Here is a 20,672-nt window from a genome sequence, read left to right on the forward strand (position 1 = left end):
CTCACAGACTGAGCTCCGGATGCAGCCGGTCCAGGGTCCATACCTGTTTGCGCCGGGCGGAGACGGCGGTCAGGGCCAGCGCGCCCGCGGTGAACGCCACGAGGACCGCGCAGGCCTGCCAGACCGGTCCGAGGCCGCCGCCGGTGATCAGGCGGCGCAGGCCCTCGACGATGTAGCTCATCGGCAGGTATGGGTGGATCGCGCCGAAGAATCCGGGGCTCGTCTGGACCGGGTACGTTCCGCCCGCCGAGGTCAGCTGGAGCATCAGAACCGCCAGGACGAGGATGCGCCCCGCGGCTCCGAAGCGGGCGTTGAGCCACTGCACGATCGCCGCGAAGCAGCAGGTCACGAGGGCCAGGAAGCCGATCGTCGCAGCGGGGTGCGCCATCTGGAGTCCGAGCCCCCAGTGCAGTACGGACATCAGCGCGGCGACCTGGAGCACACCGATCGCGACGACGGGCAGCCAGCCGGCGAAGGCGATCCGCCAGGCGGAGGCCCCGGCGGCCAGCGCGCGCCTGTTCAGCGGCTGGATCAGCATGTACGCCACCATCGCGCCGACCCAGAGGGAGAGCGGGATGAAGTACGGGGCGAAGCCGGTGCCGTAGTTCGGGGCCGTGTGCAGGGACTTGGATGCCAGCTGCACGGGATCGGCCATGACGTCCGTACGCGCGTCGCGGTCCTGCTCGGAGTAGTCGGGGATCTTGCCGACGCCGTCGTTCAGTCCCTGGGCCAGGGTCGCCGATCCGTCGCCGAGCCGGAAGAGTCCGCTGTCCAGGTCGGTGGCGCCGGTCTTGAGCTTGCCGACGCCCGTGTCCAGGTCCGACGAGCCCGTCTTCGCGGTGCCCAGGCCGGTGTGGAGTGCGTCGGCGCCCTTGGCGACCTTGTGGGCGCCCGTGTTGAGCGCGTTGACCTTCGAGACCGCGGACTCCAGGTCGGTGTCCAGGCTCGGTGAGCGCTTCGCGAGGGCTTCGGCCTGCCCCTGGAGCGTCGTCAGCTGACCGCGGAGCTTCTCCAGGTCCCCGTTCTGGTTCTTGACCAGCACGTTCACGTCGTCGGCGACCTTCGCGACATCGGCCGCGGCCGTCATGGCCCGCTTCAGCGGCGGACAGACCCCGGGGTCGGGCAGAAGCCGGTCCTCGCACTGGGTGCGATGGATCTCGGTGAGTTCGTCGGCGGCGGTGTGCGCGGCGGTGGCCGCGGTGGGCGCCGCCTTCACCAGCAGATCGAGGTTGTCCCGCACCGTCTTCGACGAATCGGCGACCAGCCGGGCCGTATCGCCGATCGCCTTGCCGTTGTCCTTGAGGAACGGGCGTACGTCGGCGGCGATGCCGTTGACCTTGTCGGCGAGGGCCTGGGTGCCGTTCGCGACCTGCCTGGAGCCGGTTTCGAGGTCGCCCGCGCCCTTGTTGAGCTTGGTGATCCCGCCGGCCAGTCGGCCGCTGCCCGCCTTGGTGTCCTTGAGCCCGCTCGCGAGGTCCTCGGAGCCCTTCTTGGCCTTGGAGAGACCGCCCTTGAGGTCGTCCGCCCCCTTGGCCGCCTTCTCCGTGGCGTCATGGATGCCGGAGAAGGAGATGAAGATCCGGTCCAGGAACCCGCGCGAGGCGTTCGTCGAAGCGGCGGTGCGTACCTCGGAGAACACTGTCCGGGAGATCTGCCCGACGATGTAGTTGTTCGCGTCGTTCGTCCGTACCTGGAGAGCGCCGGTCTCGGGGGAGTCGCCCGAGCTGGACGCGATCCGCTTGCTGAAGTCGGACGGCATGGTCAGCGAGAGGTAGTACGTGCCGTCCTCGACGCCCCGGCCTGCCTCGGCGGAGCTCACCTCGTGCCACTCGAACACCTTGGAGTCGCGCAGTTTGCCGGTGATCTCGTCCCCGGCGGCGAGGCGCTTCCCCGAGACGGTCGCCCCCTTGTCGTCGTTGACGAGCGCGACGGGAATCCGGTCGAGGCGCCCGTACGGGTCCCAGAACGACCACAGGTACAGGGCTCCGTACAGCAGGGGCAGCAGCAGGAGTGCCACCAGTGCGGCGCGCGGCAGCTTCCCCCTGCCGAACCGCTTCAGCTCAAGCGCTGCCAGTTTCGGCGATCGCATCGGCCGTCCCCTCCTCGGTCGTGGTGTCGGTACGTGTCGTGGTGTCGGTACGTACGGTGAGCGCGCCCTCGGGGGCCTCGCTGCACACCGCGAGCACCGTCGTGCCGTCGTCGGCGATGGTGCGCAGCAGTGCCCAGGCCTCCAGGCGCTCGGCGTCGGAGAGCTTGAGGTCGGTGTCGTCCACGGCGAGCAGCCGCGGGCGGGCGATCAGGGCGAGGGCGATGGACAGGCGCAGCGCCTCCAGTCGCTCCAGATCGCGTACGGAGGTCCGTTCGGCCTTGGGCAGCGAGGCGGGGTCGAGCCCGGCCGCGTCCAGGGCGGCGTCGATGCGGGCCTGTGCGGTGGCGGCCCGTTCGGCGCGGGGCCGGAACAGCGCGCGCAGCGAGCCGTCGAAACGGTGCTGGAGCAGGGCCCGCTCGCGCAGGTGCTCGGCGACGGTGAACGCGGGGTCGAGCTCGCTGACGCCCGGAACCGGGCCGAGGGCGCTGATCCCGCGGACGGCGGCGAGCTTGCCGGGCAGACGCAGGCCGCCCGTCTCGGCGTGACCCTCTGTGGAGCGCATCCGGCCGGTGAGTGCGAGGAGCAGACAGGTGCGCCCCGAGCCGGACGGACCCTCGACCGCGAGGAGCGAACCGGGCTCCGCGGTGAAGCCGACCCCCCGGAAGGCCCAACCGCGCGGTCCTTCGAGCCCGAAGTCCTCGGCACTGACGGCTGCCCCGTGCGGGCTGTCCACAGACTCTCCCCTTTTTGAACTGACCGGTCAGTGCAAAAACTTAGCCCGAACTTGCGATCGAAGCAAAAGGCCAGGTCAGGGGTGGATCGACGGGAATTGTCAGTGGTGACCGTCACGATGGATACAGACGGCCACGAAGCCGTCACACGACGACAGGAGGTTCGTCATGGCCAGCTCGTCCGCAGCCGCCGCCCCGCGGCGCCGCCCAGGCAGCCCTGCCCCCTCACCGACCGGTCCGGCAAGCGACGTCCACCCCGTGCTGCGCCGCGCCACGGCGCCGCCCGCCGCCCTCGATCTGCTCTCCAAGGCCCGCGGCGGCCTGGACGAGGCCGCTGTCCTCGACGTGCCGAACGAGCGGTACGCCACCGCCCACCTGGCCGCGCTGCGCACCGCCGCAGCCGTGCTCGCGGCCCGTGGCCGCCCCGAGACCGGCAGACGGCGCCGGGAGCGGATTCGCAGCGCCTGGGAGGTCCTGCCGGAAATAGCCCCGGAGCTCACCGAATGGAGCGCCCTGTTCGCCTCCGGGGCCGTGCGCAGGGCCCGCGCGGAAGCCGGCATACCGGGCGCGGCCACCAGCCGTGACGCCGACGATCTGCTGCGCGACGCCGCCCTGTTTCTCCGCCTGGTCGAACGGCTGCTGGTGCTCCAGCCGGTGCTTCCCCAGCCGAGAAAAGGCCGGGCCGAAGCGGGGTGACCGGGGCGGCGGCGCGAGGCAATAGGGTGGACGGACCCGTACCACCTGCACTGTTCACGCTCCGCCGTCAGCGGCGGCACCGTGCCGAGGAGTCAACTGCCGTGTCGGACCAGCTGCGCCCCCGCGCCTCCCTCCGTACCGCCGTGGTCTGGGAGGTCCTGAAGGACGCTCTCGACCGCCGGGTCAAGGCGACCGGCAGGGACACCCTGGACGTCCTGGACACCGGCGGCGGCACCGGCAACTTCGCGGTGCCCGTCGCCCGGCTCGGCCACCGGGTCACCGTGGTCGACCCCAGCCCCAACGCGCTGTTCGCGCTGGAGCGCCGCGCCGCCGAGGACGGCGTGGCCGAACGGGTCAGCGGGGTCCAGGGAGACATCCTCGGCCTGTTCGACGTGGTGGAGCCCGGCAGTTACGACGCGGTGCTGTGCCACGGCGTCCTGGAGTACGTGGACGACCCTGCCGAGGGCGTACGGAACGCGGTCGACGCGCTCCGCCCGTCCGGCGCCCTCAGCCTGCTGGCCGCCGGGCTCGGCGGCGCGGTCCTGGCGCGGGCGCTCGCCGGTCACTTCACCGAGGCCAGGCACGCACTGACCGACCCGGCGGGCCGCTGGGGCGAGGGCGACCCGGTGCCCCGGCGCTTCAGCGCCGACCAGCTCACCGAGCTGGTTGCCGCCGCCGGCATGGAGGTGGGAGCGGTCCACGGCGTACGGGTCTTCGCCGACCTCGTACCGGGCGTCCTGGTGGACACCGAACCGGGTGCGGTCGAGGCGCTTCTCAAGCTGGAGGCCGCCGTGGCCGAACTGCCGTCCTTCCACGCCGTCGCGACCCAGCTGCACGTTCTGGGCGAGAAGCGCGCCTGATCAGCAACGCAAGCGCAGACGGAGTACGGCTCGGGGACCCCGATCGGCGCTCCGGCCCCGTATGATCGGGTGACACCATTCGGCATGACGGATCGGACGTCGGGGAATCTACGCCTCAGCAGACGAACCGACATGGCGGTCCGGACTGGTTAATGGCTACAGGGCGGGTTTCACGGGGGCGAATCCCTGCCTATCCTGGAAGGGCCGCATACCGGTCGCCCCCCGCGGCCGACGACTAGGAGGACTCCGTGCCGCTCTCGGAGCACGAGCAGCGAATGCTCGAGCAGATGGAGCGAGCGCTGTACGCCGAAGATCCCAAGTTCGCGACAGCGCTCGAGGGAAGCGGGCTGCGTACGTACACCCGACGACGGGTCTACCAGGCGGTCGCTGGCTTTCTGGTGGGTATCGCGCTCCTCATGGCCGGAATGGTCGCCCAGCAGATCTGGATCAGCGTGGTGGGGTTCCTCGTCATGCTGGGTTGCGCCGTGCTCGCGGTCACCGGGTGGCGCAAAGCGCCCAAGCCCGGGGAACAACAGCAGGCGGGGAGCGGGGCGACAGGCGAACGCCGACAGCCCAAGCAGCGCCGGTCGATGATGAACCGGATCGAGCAGCGGTGGCAGCGCCGCCGTGACGAACAGGGCCAATAAGCACTTCCGTCCCAGGAGCATTTCGGGAACGGACTGAAGACGTAACGCCGGACACTTATGGGTGAGGGGCGGCCGCATTTCTGCGGCCGCCCCTCAGCTGTTCCTTGTCCGTCTACGCAGCAGCCCGCGCCACCGGGATCCTGGGGGCGCGGGCTACTGTCAGCCCCGCTGGCGGGAGAGCCGGCGGAATCGCCCGGCCCACCGGTCGCGACCCGGCCGCTCCGCCCACCTGCGGGCGAGCGCCGCCCAGCGTTCCGAAGTCGCCCACACCACCCGGACAGCCGAGCGGGGTGCGATCGCCGCGCGGAGCCGGGACGGGCGGCCGACGGAGGCCCGCAGAGCGGCCCGAACGGCCAGGACGTCCTCGGTGAGCCCCGTGGTGGCCTGTGGCTGCGGGGCGTACAGCACCTGCTCCACCGCACCCGCAACCCGGTGCGCCGAGGCCGCCGCGGTGCCGTCGAGCTCGCCCAGCCGCACGATCCGCGCCGCCGCCTTGCGCGGCGTCTGCGATTCGTCCGGCGGGATGCCGTGGTCCCAGGCCGTGTCCGTGAGTTCACGCCAGGCCGCCATCGTTCTGGCCTTGGCGTCCGCGGGCGTACGGCCCGGGGAGGAGCCCAGCCTGCGTCCGCGTGCCCGGGTCCGCCAGAGCAACGGCAACAGAGGCAGCACCAGCACCAGCGCGGCAGCGAGACTCAGCAGCACCACCGTGCGCACCGGCGTCCCCGGATCGGTGGGGCCCACCACGCCGGGAAGCGCCGAGGGACCGCACTCACCCTGTCGGCGCATCTGCTCCGGGCAGTTCTGCGAGGCGGACGGGGCGGCCGAAGGCGCCTCCGAAGCACCCGCCGACGGCTGAGCCGGATCGTTCGTACCGCCCGTGGGGGCATCCGGCAGCGTGTACGTAGGGGTGGAGCCCCGGGTCGGAGTCGGCTCGAACCGTGTCCACCCCACGCCCTCGAAGTACAGCTCGGGCCAGGCATGGGCGTCCCGCAACCCGACGGACACCGAGCCGTTCGACTGGAACGTCCCGGGTGTGAAGCCCACCGCGACCCGGGCCGGGATCCCCAGGGTCCGTGCCATCGCCGCCATCGTGAACGAGAAGTGGACGCAGAAGCCCTGCTTCTCCCTGAGGAATCGGCCGATCGCAGCCGTGCCCGTCCCGGAACTCACCGTCGTGTCGTAGGTGAAGCCGCCCTCCGAGGCGAACCAGTCCTGCAGGTCGACGGCCCTCTCGTACGCGTTGGTGGAGCCCTTCGTCACCTCGGCGGCGGTCTGACGGACCACGTCCGGCAGCGAATCGGGCACCTTGGTGTACTCACGTGCCAGCTCGGACGGCGGCGGGCCCGCGGCGGCGAGCTGGTCCGCGGTCGGCTGCACCACCAGGCTGCTGACCTCGTACTTCGCATTGCCCGTGGTCTGCCCGTCGTCCCCGACGAGGGTGCGTCCCTCGGGCTCGTACCGCCAGCGCCCGCCGATCTTCACCTCGGTCGCCGGATAGGGGAGCGGCAGATACGTCTGCTGGTACGAGGGCGACGCGGAGAGGTTCGTCCTGATCTCCGTGACGGCGACGCCCGATTCCAGACCGACGGGCTGCGGGAGCCGTCCCGGCACATCCGTCAGCCGGCGGGTCGATGGCCGCCACTCGGTACCGTTGAACTGGTCCAGGGCCAGGATGCGCAGATAGAAGTCCTCCGGGGCCCCGGAGTTGGTGCGGTACGACATCACCTCCCGGTCCTCCGGCTGGTTCAGATTGTTCTGGAGCGAGACCAGCGGATTGACCGCGGAGATGGTGCCCCCGCCGCCACCCTTTCCCGCCCCCGCGCCCGAGCCGGCCAGGAGCCCGCTGTCGAGAGCGGGCAGCGCCGCCGGGACGACCAGCGCGATACCGAGCGTCAGTGCCCCGATACGCCGCCCGGTACGGACCGAGGCGAGCGCCCGCCCGCCCGAATCCGCGATCCCGGCGACCAGACCGCCCGACGACCTGGCCGCGCCGCCGAAGACCCGGCCCCACTGGGAGAGCCGGTTACGTCCCTCCGCCAGCAGCAACAGCAGATAGCCGGTGGCGGCGAGCAGGAACCACAGCCAGCCCGCGCCGCCTTCGGAAAGCCCGGCCGCGACCGAGTAGAGCGCGAGCAGAGGCAGCCCGGCAGGGGCCGCGCTGCGGAAGGTCACCGCGAGCGCGTCCACCGCGAGACCGATCAGCAGCACACCGCCGACCAGCATCAGCCGGATGCCGTCCGTCGCGGGAGCCGGGATCGCGTACTTGCCGACGTCGTCGACGCCCGCCGTGAACAGCCCTTCGAGCCACTGGATGGCCTCGGGGCCGGGCAGCACACCGAGGAACGCCTGATCCCTGGCGAACGCCACGGTCAGCAGGACCGCGGTGACCAGAGCCTGCGCGCCGACCGTCAGCGTCCTCGCCAGCGGCACCCGGCGGGCCAGCGCGCCCACCCCGCTCTGGATCGCCAGCAGAAGCGCGGCCTGCAGAATCCAGCCGGCCGGGTCGACCAGCGGCAGCAGCGCGCCCGACGCCATCAGCGTCGCCGCGAACGCGCACAGCGCCAGCCGACCACGACCGCTCATGACCATCCCCCAGAGAAACCCGTAAGTCCGCCGGTCGCGGCGGACTGCGTGTCGCCGTGCTGATGCCCCGCCTGCTGCCACAGCCGGGTGAGTGGTGTCCCGGGCGGAACGGCCACGGCCGTCCAGCCCGACTCGCGCAGCAGCCGCAGGCGTGCCTCGACCGAGGCGGGCGGCGTCCCGTCGCCGCCCCGCACCCAGCCCTCGCTGTCCACGACGAACGCCACGGCCGCGCCGCTGCGCTGCCGCATCCGGCTCGCCACCGCCACCTGCTCCTCGTCGAGATCACCGAAGAACGCGATCAGCAGCCCTTCATTGCCGCCCCGCAGTACGTCGTAGGCGCGCGACAGACCGCCGCCGTCCGAATGGTCGACGACCGCGAGTGTGTCCATCATCAGTCCCGCGGAATCGGCGGACTCCTGGGTCGATCCGGCAAAACCGTCGGAACCCTCGCCCGGCACCGAATTGCCGTCGTCCGTGAGCAGTCGCACGGCGAAGCCCCGCTCCAGCATGTGCACCAGCGCCGAAGCCGCTCCCGAGACGGCCCACTCGAAGGCCGAATCCGGACCGGCCCCCTGATAGGCGATGCGCCGGGTGTCCAGCAGCACGGTGCACCTGGCCCGCTGCGGCTGCTCCTCGCGGCGCACCATCAGCTCGCCGTAGCGCGCGGTGGAGCGCCAGTGGACGCGGCGAAGATCGTCGCCGTGCCGGTAGCCGCGCGGAATGACATCGTCCTCACCGGCCAGGGCCAGCGACCGCTGCCGCCCGTCGCCGTACCCCGAAGCCTCACCGGCCAGCCGCAGGACCGGCAGCGACTCGGTGCGGGGGATGACGGTCAGGGTGTCGTACGCACTGAACGAACGGGTCAGTTCGCACATCCCGAACGGATCACTGAGCCGCAGCTGCAAGGGCCCCAGCGGGTAGCGCCCGCGCAGATCCGACCGGACCCGGTAGGACACCTCGCGCCTGCCGCCCGCCTCCACCCGGTCCAGTACGAACCGGGGCCGCGGACCGAGCACGTACGGAACGCGGTCCTGGAGCATGAGCAGTCCGGTGGGCAGCCGGGAGATGTTGTCCATCCGCAGATGCACCCGTGCCTCCGCCCCCGCGGGTACCCGCGACGGCGAAAGCCACCGGCTTCCGGTGACCCGGTAGCGGGTGCGGTAGAGCACGGTCACGCAGATCAGCGGCAGCACGGCGAGCAGCAGGCCGACCCGCAGCAGGTCGCCCTGGCCCAGCACATAGGCGCAGACCGCGGCGGCGACCCCGGCCGCGAGGAAGGACCGGCCGCGTGTGGTCAGCCCGCTGAGGGCGGCCCGGAGGCCGCCCTTGTCGCCGTCGTTGTCCACGGCGCCCGGCCCCCCGGCCGCCATCACAGCCGCCGTGTGCCGGGCGGCTGCCGGCCGTACACCGGCCGGCCGGGCTGTTGCGGCGGTACGGCCGGGGCGGGCCCGCCGCCGGCCGAGGTGGGTACGGGTGTGCGCTGCAGGATCTCCAGCACCACCTGCTCGGCGGTCCTGCGGTTCAGCTGGGCCTGCGCGGTGGGCAGCAGCCGGTGGGCGAGCACTGCCACCGCGAGGGCCTGCACATCGTCCGGCAGGGCGTACTCGCGCCCGCTGAGGGCGGCCGACGCCTTCGCCGCACGCAGCAGATGCAGGGTCGCGCGCGGTGATGCCCCGAGCCGGAGATCCGGATGGCTGCGGGTGGCGCCCACGAGCTCCACCGCGTACCGCCGGACGGAGTCGGCCACGTGGACCGTACGCACCGCGTCGATCAGCTTCACGATGTCGTGGGCGTGAGCCACCGGCTGGAGGTCGTCCAGCGGCGAGACCCCGCCGTGCACGTCGAGCATCTGGAGCTCGGCCTCGGGGCTCGGATAACCGATCGACACCCGGGCCATGAAGCGGTCGCGCTGGGCCTCGGGCAGCGGGTAGGTGCCCTCCATCTCGACCGGGTTCTGCGTGGCCACCACCATGAAGGGGTTGGGCAGTTCGTATGTCTGCCCGTCGATGGTGACCTGGCGTTCCTCCATCGACTCCAGCAGCGCCGACTGGGTCTTGGGCGACGCGCGGTTGATCTCGTCGCCGATCACGATCTGGGCGAAGATCGCGCCCGGTTTGAACTCGAAGTCCCGTCGCTGCTGGTCGAAGATCGACACCCCGGTGATGTCCGAGGGCAGCAGGTCGGGAGTGAACTGAATACGCCGCACCGAGCAGTCGATGGACCGCGCCAGAGCCTTGGCCAGCATCGTCTTGCCGACTCCGGGGACGTCCTCGATGAGGAGATGTCCTTCCGCGAGCAGCACGGTCAGCGAAAGCCGTACGACCTCAGGCTTGCCCTCGATCACACTCTCCACCGACCTGCGCACCTGCTCCACTGTGGTGGTCAGATCTGTGAGGCTCGCTCGATCGTCATAGGTCGTCACCCGGCCCTCCTCGGCACCTTTGTGCAGGGCCGACGCGCATCGCTGCCCGGCCCACCCCGACATACGGACACTCCGCGGAAGGCCCGTGGAGGTGTCACACCCGCATTCTTGTTGCCGTTACCGCTTCGTGTCACTCGCCTGTGGATAAGTGGGTGCGATATGTCAGGTGTTGGTGCGATTTCGGCGCGCGATGACTGTGCGATGACTGCGCGCGGCGCGCCGGACGGGAGCCGGGAGGTCAGGAAGCGGGCAGGATCTCGCGCAGCAGACCGGTGGTCACGTCGAAGACGAAACCGCGGATGTCGTCCGTGTGCAGCAGGAACGGTGAGGTGCGCACCCGCTGCATCGACTGGCGTACGTCCTGGTCGGCGTCGGAGTACGCCTCCACCGCCCAGACCGGCCGCTGGCCGACCTCGTGCTCCAGCTCGTGCCGGAAGTCCTCGGTGAGCGATTCCAGACCGCAGTTGGTGTGATGGATGAGGATGACGCTGCGGGTGCCGAGAGCGCGCTGGCTGATGGTCAGGGAGCGGATCACGTCGTCGGTGACCACGCCGCCCGCGTTGCGGATGGTGTGACAGTCGCCGAGCTCCAGACCGAGCGCGTCGTGCAGGTCGAGACGGGCGTCCATGCAGGCGACCACGGCCACGTGCAGAACCGGCCGGGCGTCCATGCCCGGGTCGCTGAACTTGTCCGCGTAGTGGGCGTTCGCCTCGACCAGCCGATCGGTGACCGTGCCGCCGGAACGGGCCGCGCCCGCAGTGGGTGCGGAGGGTTCGTTGGGGGAGTGCGCGGAAGTCGACATGGATACGACGTTAGCGTTCAAGACCGGCCCCGGCGTGTTGTGGAAGGGGACAAAGAACGTCAACGAGGCTTGTTGTGAGGTAACCCACAGCCTCACAGAAGTGCACCCGGTCGAGTGAGCTTCCGCGTACGAAGAGGCCGGTGCGACGCGCTGTCCGCTTCGTTGATCGGGAATCGATCGAATGGCAGGGTGGACTAAAGTGACGCGAAGTTACCGACACGCCTTGCATATTCTTCATATTCCGTACGCCCCCGCCACGTGCGGCACGCGTGCGGCCCGGCCCTCTCCCGCTCGCCGGTCGGTCGGCGCCCCTTCCCCGGCGTCGGTGGACCTCCCCTTCCGAGCGGGCGGGGACCAGGCCGCACGCACGAGCCGTGCATGATTCGAGCCTGAGAGGGCGCATGAGCCAGACCCGACACGTCCCGGTGATGCTCCAGCGATGCCTGGACCTGTTGGCCCCGGCTCTGGAGGACCCGGGCCCCCGGCCGCCGGTGGTCGTCGACTGCACCCTCGGCCTCGGCGGACACAGCGAGGCACTCCTCGCCGCCTTCCCGACGGCCCGGCTGATCGCACTCGACCGGGACAAGGAGGCGCTCCGGCTCTCCGCCGAGCGCCTCGCCCCCTACGGCGACCGCGCCACGCTCGTGCACGCCGTCTACGACGAACTGCCCGAGGTCCTCGACCGGCTGGGCATCCCCAAGGTCCAGGGCGTGCTCTTCGACCTCGGTGTCTCCTCCATGCAGCTCGACGAGGCCGACCGGGGATTCGCGTACGCCCAGGACGCCCCCCTCGACATGCGCATGGACCAGACGACCGGGATCGGTGCGGCCGAGGTGCTCAACACCTACCCGCCCGGCGAGCTCGTACGGATTCTGCGTCAGTACGGCGAGGAGAAGCAGGCCAAGCGGATCGTCTCCGCCGTCGTGCGCGAGCGCGAGAAGGAGCCCTTCACCAACAGCGCCCGGCTCGTCGAGCTGATCCGGGACTCGCTGCCGCAGGCCGCCAAGCGAACCGGCGGCAACCCGGCCAAGCGCACCTTCCAGGCCCTGCGTATCGAGGTCAACGGCGAGCTCACGGTCCTGGAGCGGGCCATCCCGGCGGCTGTGGACTCCCTCGCCGTCGGCGGCCGTATCGCCGTCCTCTCGTACCACTCGCTGGAGGACCGGCTGGTCAAGCAGGTCTTCGCGGCCGGCGCCGCCAATACCGCGCCCCCCGGCCTGCCCGTCGTCCCCGAGCGCTACCAGCCACGGCTGAAGCTGCTGACCCGTGGCGCGGAGCTGCCCACGGAGGAGGAGGTCGCCGAGAACCGGCGCGCCGCCCCCGCCCGGCTGCGCGGCGCCCAGCGCATCCGCGAGGAGGAGCGATGAGCGTCTCCGCTCCGGCCGGCCCGGCACCCGGGACGTCCGAGGCGATGCCGTGACCAAACCGGCCGAACAGTTGAAGGGGCGGGCCGTGCGGCTCGCCCGGCTGATGCCGTCGGGGCCCAGCAACGCGGCCCGTACCCCTTTCGTCCTGCTGGTCGTCCTGCTCCTCGGCGGCGGCCTGATCACGCTGCTCCTGCTGAACTCCGCCCTCAATGAAGGATCGTTCAGGCTGAGCGAGCTGAAGCGGGAGACCACGGAGCTCACCGACGATCAGCAGGCCCTCCAGCGGGACGTCGACAGCTACTCCGAGCCGGACGCGCTGGAGCGGCGCGCCAGGGAACTGGGCATGGTGCCGGGCGGCAACCCCGCCTTCCTGAGCCCGGACGGCACGGTGCGGGGTGTGCCCGTGGAGTCCACCGCCGACCCGATGCCCACGGCCCCGCCGAAGCCGGTGGAATCCCCGTCCGACAGCTCGCCCACCCCCTCCGCCGACGCCACCTCGCCGGACCCGTCGGCCTCCCGGTCCGCCTCCGGGTCGCCCTCCCCCGGCGCCTCGCAGGCCGCGTCCGCCCAGGGCTCCGGTGCCCCCGGAGCCCCGATGCAGGCTCCCGCCGGACCAGAGCCCGAGCCCGAAGCAGAGACCACGCCGACCGCGCGGCTGCGCACCTCGGCGCCCCCGCCCACGACGAGCCCCGGCAGGTGACGCAGTGTCGTCCAAGGAACCGCCGCGCCGCCGCGTACCCGGCCCGGCACGCCCCCGTAACGCGGCAGGCGCCCCCGGCCGCCCCCGGCCCGCTGCCCGCCGCCCACGCCCCTCGTCGGGGCGGCCGCGCGCCGGCACTCCGCGTTCCCTCCGCCTCGGCAGCCCACGCCCACGTCTGCGCCTGGTCGGCCTCGGTCTGACGGCCGTCATGCTGGCGTTCGTCGTCCGGCTCCTCCAGGTCCAGGCCGTCGACGCCAGTGCGTACGCGGCGAAGGCCCAGCAGAACCGCTACCTCGAGTACACGGTCGCCGCCGAGCGCGGGGAGATCACCGACCGCGACGGGATCGCGCTGGCCACCAGCGTCGACGCCCACAACATCACCGCCGACCCCAAAATGTTCACGCCCGAGGACAGCAAGGCCCCGGACGCGCCGCAGCAGGCCGCCGCGCTCCTCGCTCCGATCCTCGGCAAGGACGTCGAGGAGCTGACGAAGAAGCTGGCGGCCCCCAAGAGCCGCTACACGCTCCTGGCGAGCAGGCAGACCCCGCAGGTCTGGAAGCAGATCAAGGACCTCAAGGCCGCCTTCGCGAAGAAGGCCCAGGAGGACAAGGCCAACGGCGGCCCGGGGGCCAACGTGCTGGCCGGTGTCCTCCAGGAGCCCACCACCAAGCGGGTATACCCGAACGGCGATCTGGCCGCCGGGATAGTGGGATTCGTCAACGCCGAGGGCAAGGGCGGCGGCGGCCTCGAATCGAAGCTGAACGAGGAACTGGCCGGGCAGGACGGAAAGGTCCGGTACGCCCAGTCCGGCGGCCGGCGCGTGCCCACGGCCGGAGCCAGGGAGGTCCCGGCCGTCCCCGGCGCCAACATCGAGCTCACCATCGACCGTGACATCCAGTGGGCGGCCCAGCGGGCCATCGCCGACCAGGTCAAGAAGTCCCAGGCGGACCGCGGCTATGTGATCGTCCAGAACACGCGGACCGGCGAGGTGCTGGCCATGGCCAACGCTCCCGGCTACGACCCGAACGACCTCTCGCAGGTCAACGCCGCCACCCTGGGCAACGCGGCGCTCCAGGACGTGTACGAGCCGGGCTCCACCAGCAAGGTCATGTCCATGGCCGCCGTGCTGGAGGAGGAGGCCGCCACGCCCGACACCCACGTCACGGTGCCCAACCGGCTGCACCGCGGTGACCGGCTGTTCAGGGACGACGTCGACCACCCCACCTGGTACCTCACGCTCAACGGCGTACTCGCCAAGTCGAGCAACATCGGCACCATCCTGGCGACCGGTCAGCTCGGCAGGACCCAGGCCGAGGCCAACAAGGTCCTCTACTCGTATCTGCGTAAATTCGGCATCGGCTCCGTCACCGGGCTCGGTTACCCCGGTGAGTCACCCGGCCTCCTCGCGAAGCCGCAGGACTGGTCGACCTCGCAGCAGTTCACGATCCCGTTCGGCCAGGGCCTCTCCCTGAACGCCATGCAGGCCGCGTCGGTCTACTCGACGATCGCCAACGGAGGGGTCAGGATCGCACCCACCCTCGTGCGCGGGACCAGGGACGCGGACGGCGGATACACCGCAGCCCCCGCCCCCGAACAGACCCGGGTGGTCAGCGAGAAGACCGCCAAGACGCTGGCGGTCATGCTCGAGTCCGTGGTCGACGACCACGAAGGCACCGGGACCAAGGCGGCGATCCCGGGCTACCGGGTCGCGGGCAAGACCGGTACAGCCAACCGCGTCGACCCGGAGCGCGGTGGCTACCACGGCTACACCGCCTCCTTCGCGGGCTTCGCGCCCTCCGACGACCCGCAGGTCACCGTCTACTGCGCGATCCAGAACCCCACCAAGGGCAGCTACTTCGGCGGCCAGACCTGCGGTCCGATCTACAAGAAGGTCATGGAGTTCGCGCTCAAGACGCTCCAGACCGCACCGTCCGGCAGCAAGCCCGCCCGGCTGCCGGTGTCCTTCCAGCCCGGCGAGTGACAAGGCGGGCGCTGCGGGTCCTGGCCGGGCTCACGATCCGCAGTAGCCCCGAGGGAACCCTCAGTGACAACGATCACCCCTGATCCCGGGAACCGGAACGAGAAGTACCGCGACCCCGGCCCCTCGCTTCGCGAGAGGCCGGGTGAGCCCGGTACGCTCACCGCCGTGCCCCACCCTGATCAGTTCCAGAACACCCAGAAGGACGCGCCTGTGAGCTACCCGGGAGCGCCCCGACCGGACCGGCTCCGGCCCACTTCCCTCGGCGAGCTGGCCGCCATGCTCGGTGTCGAACCTCCCGGGCCCGGCGAGGTCACCGGCATCACCCATGACTCGCGGGCCGTGCGCCCGGGCGATGTCTACGCGGCCCTGCCCGGCGCCCGGTTCCACGGAGCCGACTTTGCCGCCCAGGCCGCGGGGCTCGGCGCGGTCGCGGTCCTCACCGACCCGGCGGGCGCCGAACGCGCCGCCGCCACCGGGCTCCCGGCCCTCGTCACCGAGGACCCGCGGGGCCGGATGGGCGAAATCGCCGCGGAGATCTACGGGCGGCCCGGCGCCGGCCTGCTCCAGATCGGGATCACCGGAACGTCCGGCAAGACGACCACGGCGTACCTCGTCGAGGGCGGGCTGCGCGGCGCCGGCCGCAACACCGGACTGATCGGCACCGTCGAGATGCGCATCGGTGACGAGCGCATCAAGTCCGAGCGCACCACCCCCGAAGCCACCGACCTCCAGGCCCTCTTCGCCGTCATGCGCGAACGCGGCACCGAGGCGGTCGCCATGGAGGTCTCCAGCCACGCGCTGGTGCTCGGCCGGGTCGACGGCTGCGTCTTCGACGTCGCCGTCTTCAACAACCTCAGCCCGGAGCACATGGAGTTCCACTCCGGGATGGAGGACTACTTCCAGGCCAAGGCCCAGCTCTTCACCCCGCTCCGCAGCAGGCAGGGAGTCGTCAACTTTGACGACGAGTACGGCAGGCGGCTGATTGCCGAGGCGACCGTCCCGGTCGTCTCCTTCTCCGCCGAGGGCCACCCGGACGCCGACTGGCGTGCCGAGGACGTCGAGGTCGGCCCGCAGGACAGCACCTTCCGGGTCGTCGGTCCCAAGGGCGAGCGGATCAGCGCCAAGGCGCCGCTCCCCGGCCCGTTCAACGTCGCCAACAGCCTCGCCGCGATCGTCACCCTGGCCGTCGCGGGCGTCGACCCGCAGATTGCCGCCGACGGTGTCGCGGCCGTCCCGGGCGTCCCAGGCCGGCTGGAGCGCGTGGACGCCGGACAGCCGTACCTGGCCGTCGTCGACTACGCCCACAAGACGGACGCGGTCGAGTCCGTCCTGCGTTCCCTGCGCAAGGTCACCGAGGGCAGGGTCCACATCGTGCTCGGCTGCGGCGGCGACCGGGACACCACCAAACGCGTCCCCATGGGCGCCGCGGCGGCCCGCCTCGCCGACACCGCCGTACTGACCTCCGACAACCCCCGCTCCGAAGACCCTCTGGCCATCCTCGCCGCGATGCTCTCCGGCGCCGCCGAGGTCCCCGTCCACGAGCGCGGCGACGTCCTCGTCGACGCCGACCGGGCCGCGGCCATCGCCGCGGCCGTCGCCCGCGCCGAACCGGGCGACACCGTCCTCGTCGCGGGCAAGGGACACGAGCAGGGCCAGGACATCCACGGAGTGGTCCGCCCCTTCGACGACCGCAAGGTCCTGCGCGCCGCCATCGCGCGCTCCATGGGCCGCGAGAGCACCGAGGACGCCCCCGAGAGCACCGAGGACGCCCCCGAGGGCACCGCGGACCGCGCCCACACCCACGAGAACAACAGTCAGGGATGACCAAGTGATCACCCTTTCCCTCACCGAGATCGCCGAAATCGTCGGCGGGCAGCCGCACGACATACCCGATCCGGCAGTCACCGTCGACGGACCCGTCGTCATCGACTCCCGAGAGGTGAAGCCCGGCAGCCTGTTCGTCGCCCTGCCGGGCGAGCAGGTCGACGGCCACGACTTCGCGCAGCGCGCCGTCGAGGCGGGCGCGGCAGCAGTGCTGGCCGCCCGCCCCGTCGGTGTTCCGGCGATCGTCGTCGACGATGTCGAGGCGGCGCTCGGCGCACTCGCCCGCGCCGTCGTCCAGCGGCTCGGAGCCACCGTCGTCGCGCTCACCGGCTCGGCGGGCAAGACCTCCACCAAGGACCTGATCGCCCAGCTCCTGGAGCGCAAGGCCCCCACGGTCTGGACACCGGGCTCCTTCAACAACGAGCTCGGCCTGCCGCTCACCGCGCTGCGCGCCACCGAGGAGACCCAGCACCTCGTCCTCGAAATGGGCGCCCGCGGTGTCGGCCACATCCGCTACCTGACCGGCCTCACGCCCCCGCGCATCGGCCTGGTCCTCAACGTGGGCACCGCGCACATCGGTGAGTTCGGCAGCCGCGAGGCGATCGCCGAGGCCAAGGGCGAGCTCGTGGAGGCCCTTCCCGCCGCCGCGGAAGGCGGCGTCGCCGTCCTCAACGCCGACGACCCCCTCGTACGGGCCATGGCCGCCCGCACGAAAGCCCGGGTCCTGCTCTTCGGAGAGGCCGCGGATGCGGACGTACGGGGTGAGAACGTCCGGCTCACGGACGACGGGCGCCCCGCTTTCGAGCTCCACACACCCACCGGGTGCAGCGACGTGACCTTGCGCCTGTACGGTGAGCACCACGTGTCGAACGCGCTCGCCGCGGCCGCCGTCGCCCATGAGTTGGGCATGTCCGTGACTGAGATCGCCGTGGCGCTCTCCGAGGCGGGCACCCTCTCCCGCTGGCGCATGGAGGTCACCGAACGTCCGGACGGTGTGACGGTCGTCAATGACGCCTACAACGCGAACCCCGAATCCATGAGAGCCGCACTCCGTGCGCTGGCTGCCATGGGCAAAGCCTCACGGGCCGGAGGGGGACGCACGTGGGCGGTGCTCGGTCAGATGGCCGAGCTCGGTGACGCGTCGCTCGCCGAGCACGACGCTGTCGGACGGCTCGCCGTCCGGCTCAACGTCAGCAAGCTCGTCGCAGTCGGAGGAAGAGAAGCCTCCTGGCTGCAACTGGGCGCATATAACGAGGGTTCGTGGGGTGAGGAGTCGGTGCACGTGTCCGACGCACAGGCGGCCGTCGACCTGTTGCGCAGTGAACTGCGCCCGGGAGACGTCGTGCTGGTGAAGGCGTCCCGGTCGGTCGGCCTGGAGAAGGTCGCCCTGGCACTGCTGGAGAACTCGACCGAGGGCGAGGTCGCCGTCCGATGAGGCAGATCCTCTTCGCGGGGGCCATCGGGCTCTTCCTGACCCTGGTCGGTACTCCGCTGCTGATCAAACTCCTGGCCCGCAAGGGCTACGGGCAGTTCATCCGGGACGATGGCCCGCGCAGCCACGGCAGCAAGCAGGGCACGCCCACCATGGGTGGTATCGCCTTCATCCTGGCGACGATCATCGCGTACATCCTGGCCAAGGTGATCACCGGCGAGGAGATGCGTTTCTCCGGTGTGCTGGTCCTCTTCCTGATGGCGGGAATGGGCCTGGTCGGCTTCCTCGACGACTACATCAAGATCGTCAAACAGCGTTCGCTCGGTCTGCGGGCCAAGGCGAAGATGGCCGGCCAGCTGATCGTCGGCATCGCCTTCGCGGTGCTCTCGCTCCAGTTCGCCGACGCCCGCGGCAACACCCCGGCCTCCACCCGGCTGTCGTTCGTCGAGGACTTCGGCTGGTCTATCGGCCCGGTGCTCTTCTGCGTCTGGGCGCTGTTCATGATTCTCGCCATGTCCAACGGCGTGAACCTGACGGACGGTCTGGACGGCCTGGCCACCGGCGCATCGGTGATGGTCTTCGGCGCGTACACCTTCATCGGGCTGTGGCAGTTCCAGGAGTCCTGCGCCAACGCGGACACCCTGACCAACCCCAGTGCCTGTTTCGAGGTACGTGATCCACTCGACCTCGCGGTCGTCGCCTCCGCCCTGATGGGCGCCTGCTTCGGCTTCCTGTGGTGGAACACCTCGCCCGCCAAGATCTTCATGGGCGACACCGGTTCGCTCGCACTCGGCGGAGCCCTCGCGGGTCTCGCGATCTGCTCCCGTACGGAGTTCCTGCTCGCCCTCCTCGGCGGCCTCTTCGTGATGATCACCATGTCCGTGGTCATCCAGGTCGGCTCGTTCAAGATGACCGGCAAGCGCGTCTTCCGCATGGCCCCGCTCCAGCACCACTTCGAACTCAAGGGGTGGTCCGAAGTCCTTGTCGTGGTCCGCTTCTGGATCATCCAGGGCATGTGCGTGATCGTCGGACTCGGCCTCTTCTACGCGGGATGGGCAGCCAAGAAGTGAGCAACGTGGACTGGCAGGGCAAGCACGTCACGGTCGCCGGGCTCGGCGTCAGCGGAATCCCCGCGGCGCGTGTCCTGCACGGACTCGGGGCACTGGTCACCGTCGTCAACGACGGCGACGACGAGCGCTCCCGCACCCAGGCCGCCGAGCTGGAGGCGCTCGGTATCACCGTGCGCCTCGGCGACGGGGCGACCCTGCCCGAGTCCACCGAGCTGATCGTCACGGCCCCGGGCTGGAAGCCCGACAAACCGCTCTTCCTCGCAGCCGCCGAGGCGGACGTCCCCGTATGGGGCGACGTCGAACTGGCCTGGCGGCTGCGGGGTCTCGACGGCAGGGAACCGGCCCCGTGGCTCGCGGTCACCGGCACCAACGGCAAGACCACGACCGTCCGGATGCTCGCCTCGATCCTCGAAGCGGCCGGGCTGCGGACGGCCGCCGTCGGCAACATCGGCGTCTCCCTCCTGGACGCGGTCCTGGACGAGAAGCCCTACGACGTCCTGGCCGTCGAACTCTCCAGCTACCAGCTGCACTGGGCGCCCTCGGTGCGCGCCCACTCCGCGGCCGTCCTCAACCTGGCCCCGGACCACATCGACTGGCACGGCTCCATGGAGGCGTACGTAGCCGACAAGGGCCGCATCTACGAGGGCAACAGCATCGCCTGCGTGTACAACGTGGCCGACCCGGCCACCGAGGACCTGGTGCGCGAGGCCGACGTCGAAGAGGGCTGCCGGGCCATCGGCTTCACCCTGGCCACCCCCGGCCCCTCGCAGCTCGGCGTGGTCGACGGCATCCTCGTCGACCGGGCCTTCGTTGCCAACCGGCAGAAGCAGGCGCAGGAACTGGCCGAGGTCGGCGACATCGACCCGCCCGCTCCGCACAACATCGCCAACGCCCTCGCGGCAGCGGCCCTGGCCCGCGCCTTCGGCGTCGAGCCCACGGCGGTACGCGACGGGCTGCGGGCCTTCCGGCCCGACCCCCACCGCATCGAGCACGTCGCGGACGTCGCCTCGGTGACGTACATCGACGACTCCAAGGCCACCAACACCCACGCCGCCGAGGCATCCCTCGCGGCCTACGACCCGATCGTCTGGATCGCCGGCGGCCTCGCCAAGGGCGCCACCTTCGACGACCTGGTGAGCGGGGCCGCGAAGCGCCTGCGCGGCGTCGTACTGATCGGCGCCGACCGGGAACTGATCCGCGAAGCCCTGGCGCGACACGCGCCCGAGGTACCGGTGGTCGACCTGGCCCGGACCGACACTGGGGCGATGTCCGAGGCGGTCAGGGAAGCGGCAGGGCTCGCCCGGCCGGGCGACACCGTACTGCTGGCTCCGGCCTGTGCCTCGATGGACATGTTCGTCAACTACAACAAGCGGGGCGAGGCGTTCGCGGACGCGGTCCGCGCACTCGCGGCCGAGAGCGTCTGACGGGCCCGGTCTCCGCGCCGTACTGTCCGGGGAACCGGGCAACC

General features: G+C 71.1%; 16 protein-coding genes. 10 read left to right on the top strand and 6 right to left on the bottom strand.

All coding sequences use genetic code 11. The features are described 5' to 3' along the window. Position 1: 1 nt before the first annotated feature. Together ACFT7S_RS32470 and ACFT7S_RS32475 are read right to left on the bottom strand one after the other, a co-directional pair. Positions 2-2,089 (bottom strand): YhgE/Pip family protein, encoded by a 2,088-nt coding sequence (locus ACFT7S_RS32470; RefSeq protein WP_382737991.1) that lies wholly within the window; start codon positions 2,087-2,089, stop codon positions 2-4. After that, positions 2,061-2,822, bottom strand: coding sequence for an ATP-binding cassette domain-containing protein (locus ACFT7S_RS32475; RefSeq protein ID WP_382737994.1), 762 nt, complete (start codon positions 2,820-2,822; stop codon positions 2,061-2,063). Before ACFT7S_RS32475 ends, ACFT7S_RS32470 begins: the two co-directional genes overlap by 29 nt. 166 nt (positions 2,823-2,988) lie before the next feature. Here ACFT7S_RS32475 and ACFT7S_RS32480 point away from each other — a divergent pair, with 166 nt between their 5' ends. The 3 genes from ACFT7S_RS32480 (at position 2,989) to ACFT7S_RS32490 (ending at position 5,023) form a co-directional block, all read left to right on the top strand. Beyond that, a complete protein-coding gene (locus tag ACFT7S_RS32480; protein WP_382737997.1) occupies positions 2,989-3,516 on the top strand; it encodes an SAV_6107 family HEPN domain-containing protein in 528 nt (175 codons plus the stop codon). Between the two features lie 101 nt (positions 3,517-3,617). Next, positions 3,618-4,376: a methyltransferase gene (locus ACFT7S_RS32485; protein WP_382738000.1), complete on the top strand. Its 759-nt coding sequence runs from the start codon at positions 3,618-3,620 to the stop codon at positions 4,374-4,376. 248 nt (positions 4,377-4,624) lie between these two features. After that, positions 4,625-5,023: a DUF3040 domain-containing protein gene (locus tag ACFT7S_RS32490; protein ID WP_382738003.1), complete on the top strand. Its 399-nt coding sequence runs from the start codon at positions 4,625-4,627 to the stop codon at positions 5,021-5,023. 159 nt (positions 5,024-5,182) lie between these two features. On the opposite strand, the gene ACFT7S_RS32495 is transcribed toward ACFT7S_RS32490, so the two are convergent. The 4 genes from ACFT7S_RS32495 to ACFT7S_RS32510 form a co-directional block, all read right to left on the bottom strand. Next, positions 5,183-7,606 (bottom strand): DUF3488 and DUF4129 domain-containing transglutaminase family protein, encoded by a 2,424-nt coding sequence (locus tag ACFT7S_RS32495; RefSeq protein ID WP_382738006.1) that lies wholly within the window; start codon positions 7,604-7,606, stop codon positions 5,183-5,185. Further along, entirely contained in the window at positions 7,603-8,976 is a 1,374-nt protein-coding gene (locus tag ACFT7S_RS32500) for a DUF58 domain-containing protein (RefSeq protein WP_382738008.1), read from the bottom strand. Before ACFT7S_RS32500 ends, ACFT7S_RS32495 begins: the two co-directional genes overlap by 4 nt. After that, positions 8,976-10,028 carry an AAA family ATPase gene (locus ACFT7S_RS32505; protein WP_382738011.1) on the bottom strand — a complete coding sequence of 351 codons (1,053 nt, stop codon included), beginning with the start codon at positions 10,026-10,028 and terminating at the stop codon, positions 8,976-8,978. The genes ACFT7S_RS32500 and ACFT7S_RS32505 overlap by 1 nt, the downstream gene beginning before the upstream one ends. 238 nt (positions 10,029-10,266) lie before the next feature. After that, positions 10,267-10,830, bottom strand: a complete 564-nt coding sequence (locus ACFT7S_RS32510) for a beta-class carbonic anhydrase (protein ID WP_382738014.1) — start codon at positions 10,828-10,830, stop codon at positions 10,267-10,269. Positions 10,831-11,231: 401 nt separating this feature from the next. Between ACFT7S_RS32510 and rsmH the strand changes: the two genes are divergently transcribed. The 7 genes from rsmH (at position 11,232) to murD (ending at position 20,628) form a co-directional block, all read left to right on the top strand. Continuing rightward, a complete protein-coding gene (gene rsmH, locus ACFT7S_RS32515) occupies positions 11,232-12,197 on the top strand; it encodes a 16S rRNA (cytosine(1402)-N(4))-methyltransferase RsmH (RefSeq protein ID WP_382738017.1) in 966 nt (321 codons plus the stop codon). 49 nt (positions 12,198-12,246) lie between these two features. After that, a complete protein-coding gene (locus tag ACFT7S_RS32520; protein WP_382738020.1) occupies positions 12,247-12,897 on the top strand; it encodes a septum formation initiator in 651 nt (216 codons plus the stop codon). A gap of 4 nt (positions 12,898-12,901) precedes the next feature. Next, positions 12,902-14,878 (top strand): peptidoglycan D,D-transpeptidase FtsI family protein, encoded by a 1,977-nt coding sequence (locus ACFT7S_RS32525; protein ID WP_382738023.1) that lies wholly within the window; start codon positions 12,902-12,904, stop codon positions 14,876-14,878. Between the two features lie 63 nt (positions 14,879-14,941). Beyond that, positions 14,942-16,702, top strand: coding sequence for a UDP-N-acetylmuramoyl-L-alanyl-D-glutamate--2,6-diaminopimelate ligase (locus ACFT7S_RS32530; RefSeq protein WP_382738025.1), 1,761 nt, complete (start codon positions 14,942-14,944; stop codon positions 16,700-16,702). Positions 16,703-16,706: 4 nt separating this feature from the next. After that, positions 16,707-18,137 (top strand): UDP-N-acetylmuramoyl-tripeptide--D-alanyl-D-alanine ligase, encoded by a 1,431-nt coding sequence (gene murF, locus ACFT7S_RS32535; RefSeq protein ID WP_382738028.1) that lies wholly within the window; start codon positions 16,707-16,709, stop codon positions 18,135-18,137. Next, the gene (mraY, locus tag ACFT7S_RS32540) at positions 18,134-19,204 is read left to right on the top strand and encodes a phospho-N-acetylmuramoyl-pentapeptide-transferase (protein ID WP_382738031.1); all 1,071 of its coding nucleotides are present in this window, start codon (positions 18,134-18,136) and stop codon (positions 19,202-19,204) included. The genes murF and mraY overlap by 4 nt, the downstream gene beginning before the upstream one ends. Beyond that, positions 19,186-20,628, top strand: a complete 1,443-nt coding sequence (murD, locus tag ACFT7S_RS32545) for a UDP-N-acetylmuramoyl-L-alanine--D-glutamate ligase (RefSeq protein ID WP_382738034.1) — start codon at positions 19,186-19,188, stop codon at positions 20,626-20,628. Before mraY ends, murD begins: the two co-directional genes overlap by 19 nt. The last annotated feature ends 44 nt before the right edge of the window (positions 20,629-20,672 follow it).

Source organism: Streptomyces sp. NPDC057136, from assembly GCF_042670885.1.
In the GTDB taxonomy this organism is placed as follows: Bacteria; Actinomycetota; Actinomycetes; order Streptomycetales; family Streptomycetaceae; genus Streptomyces.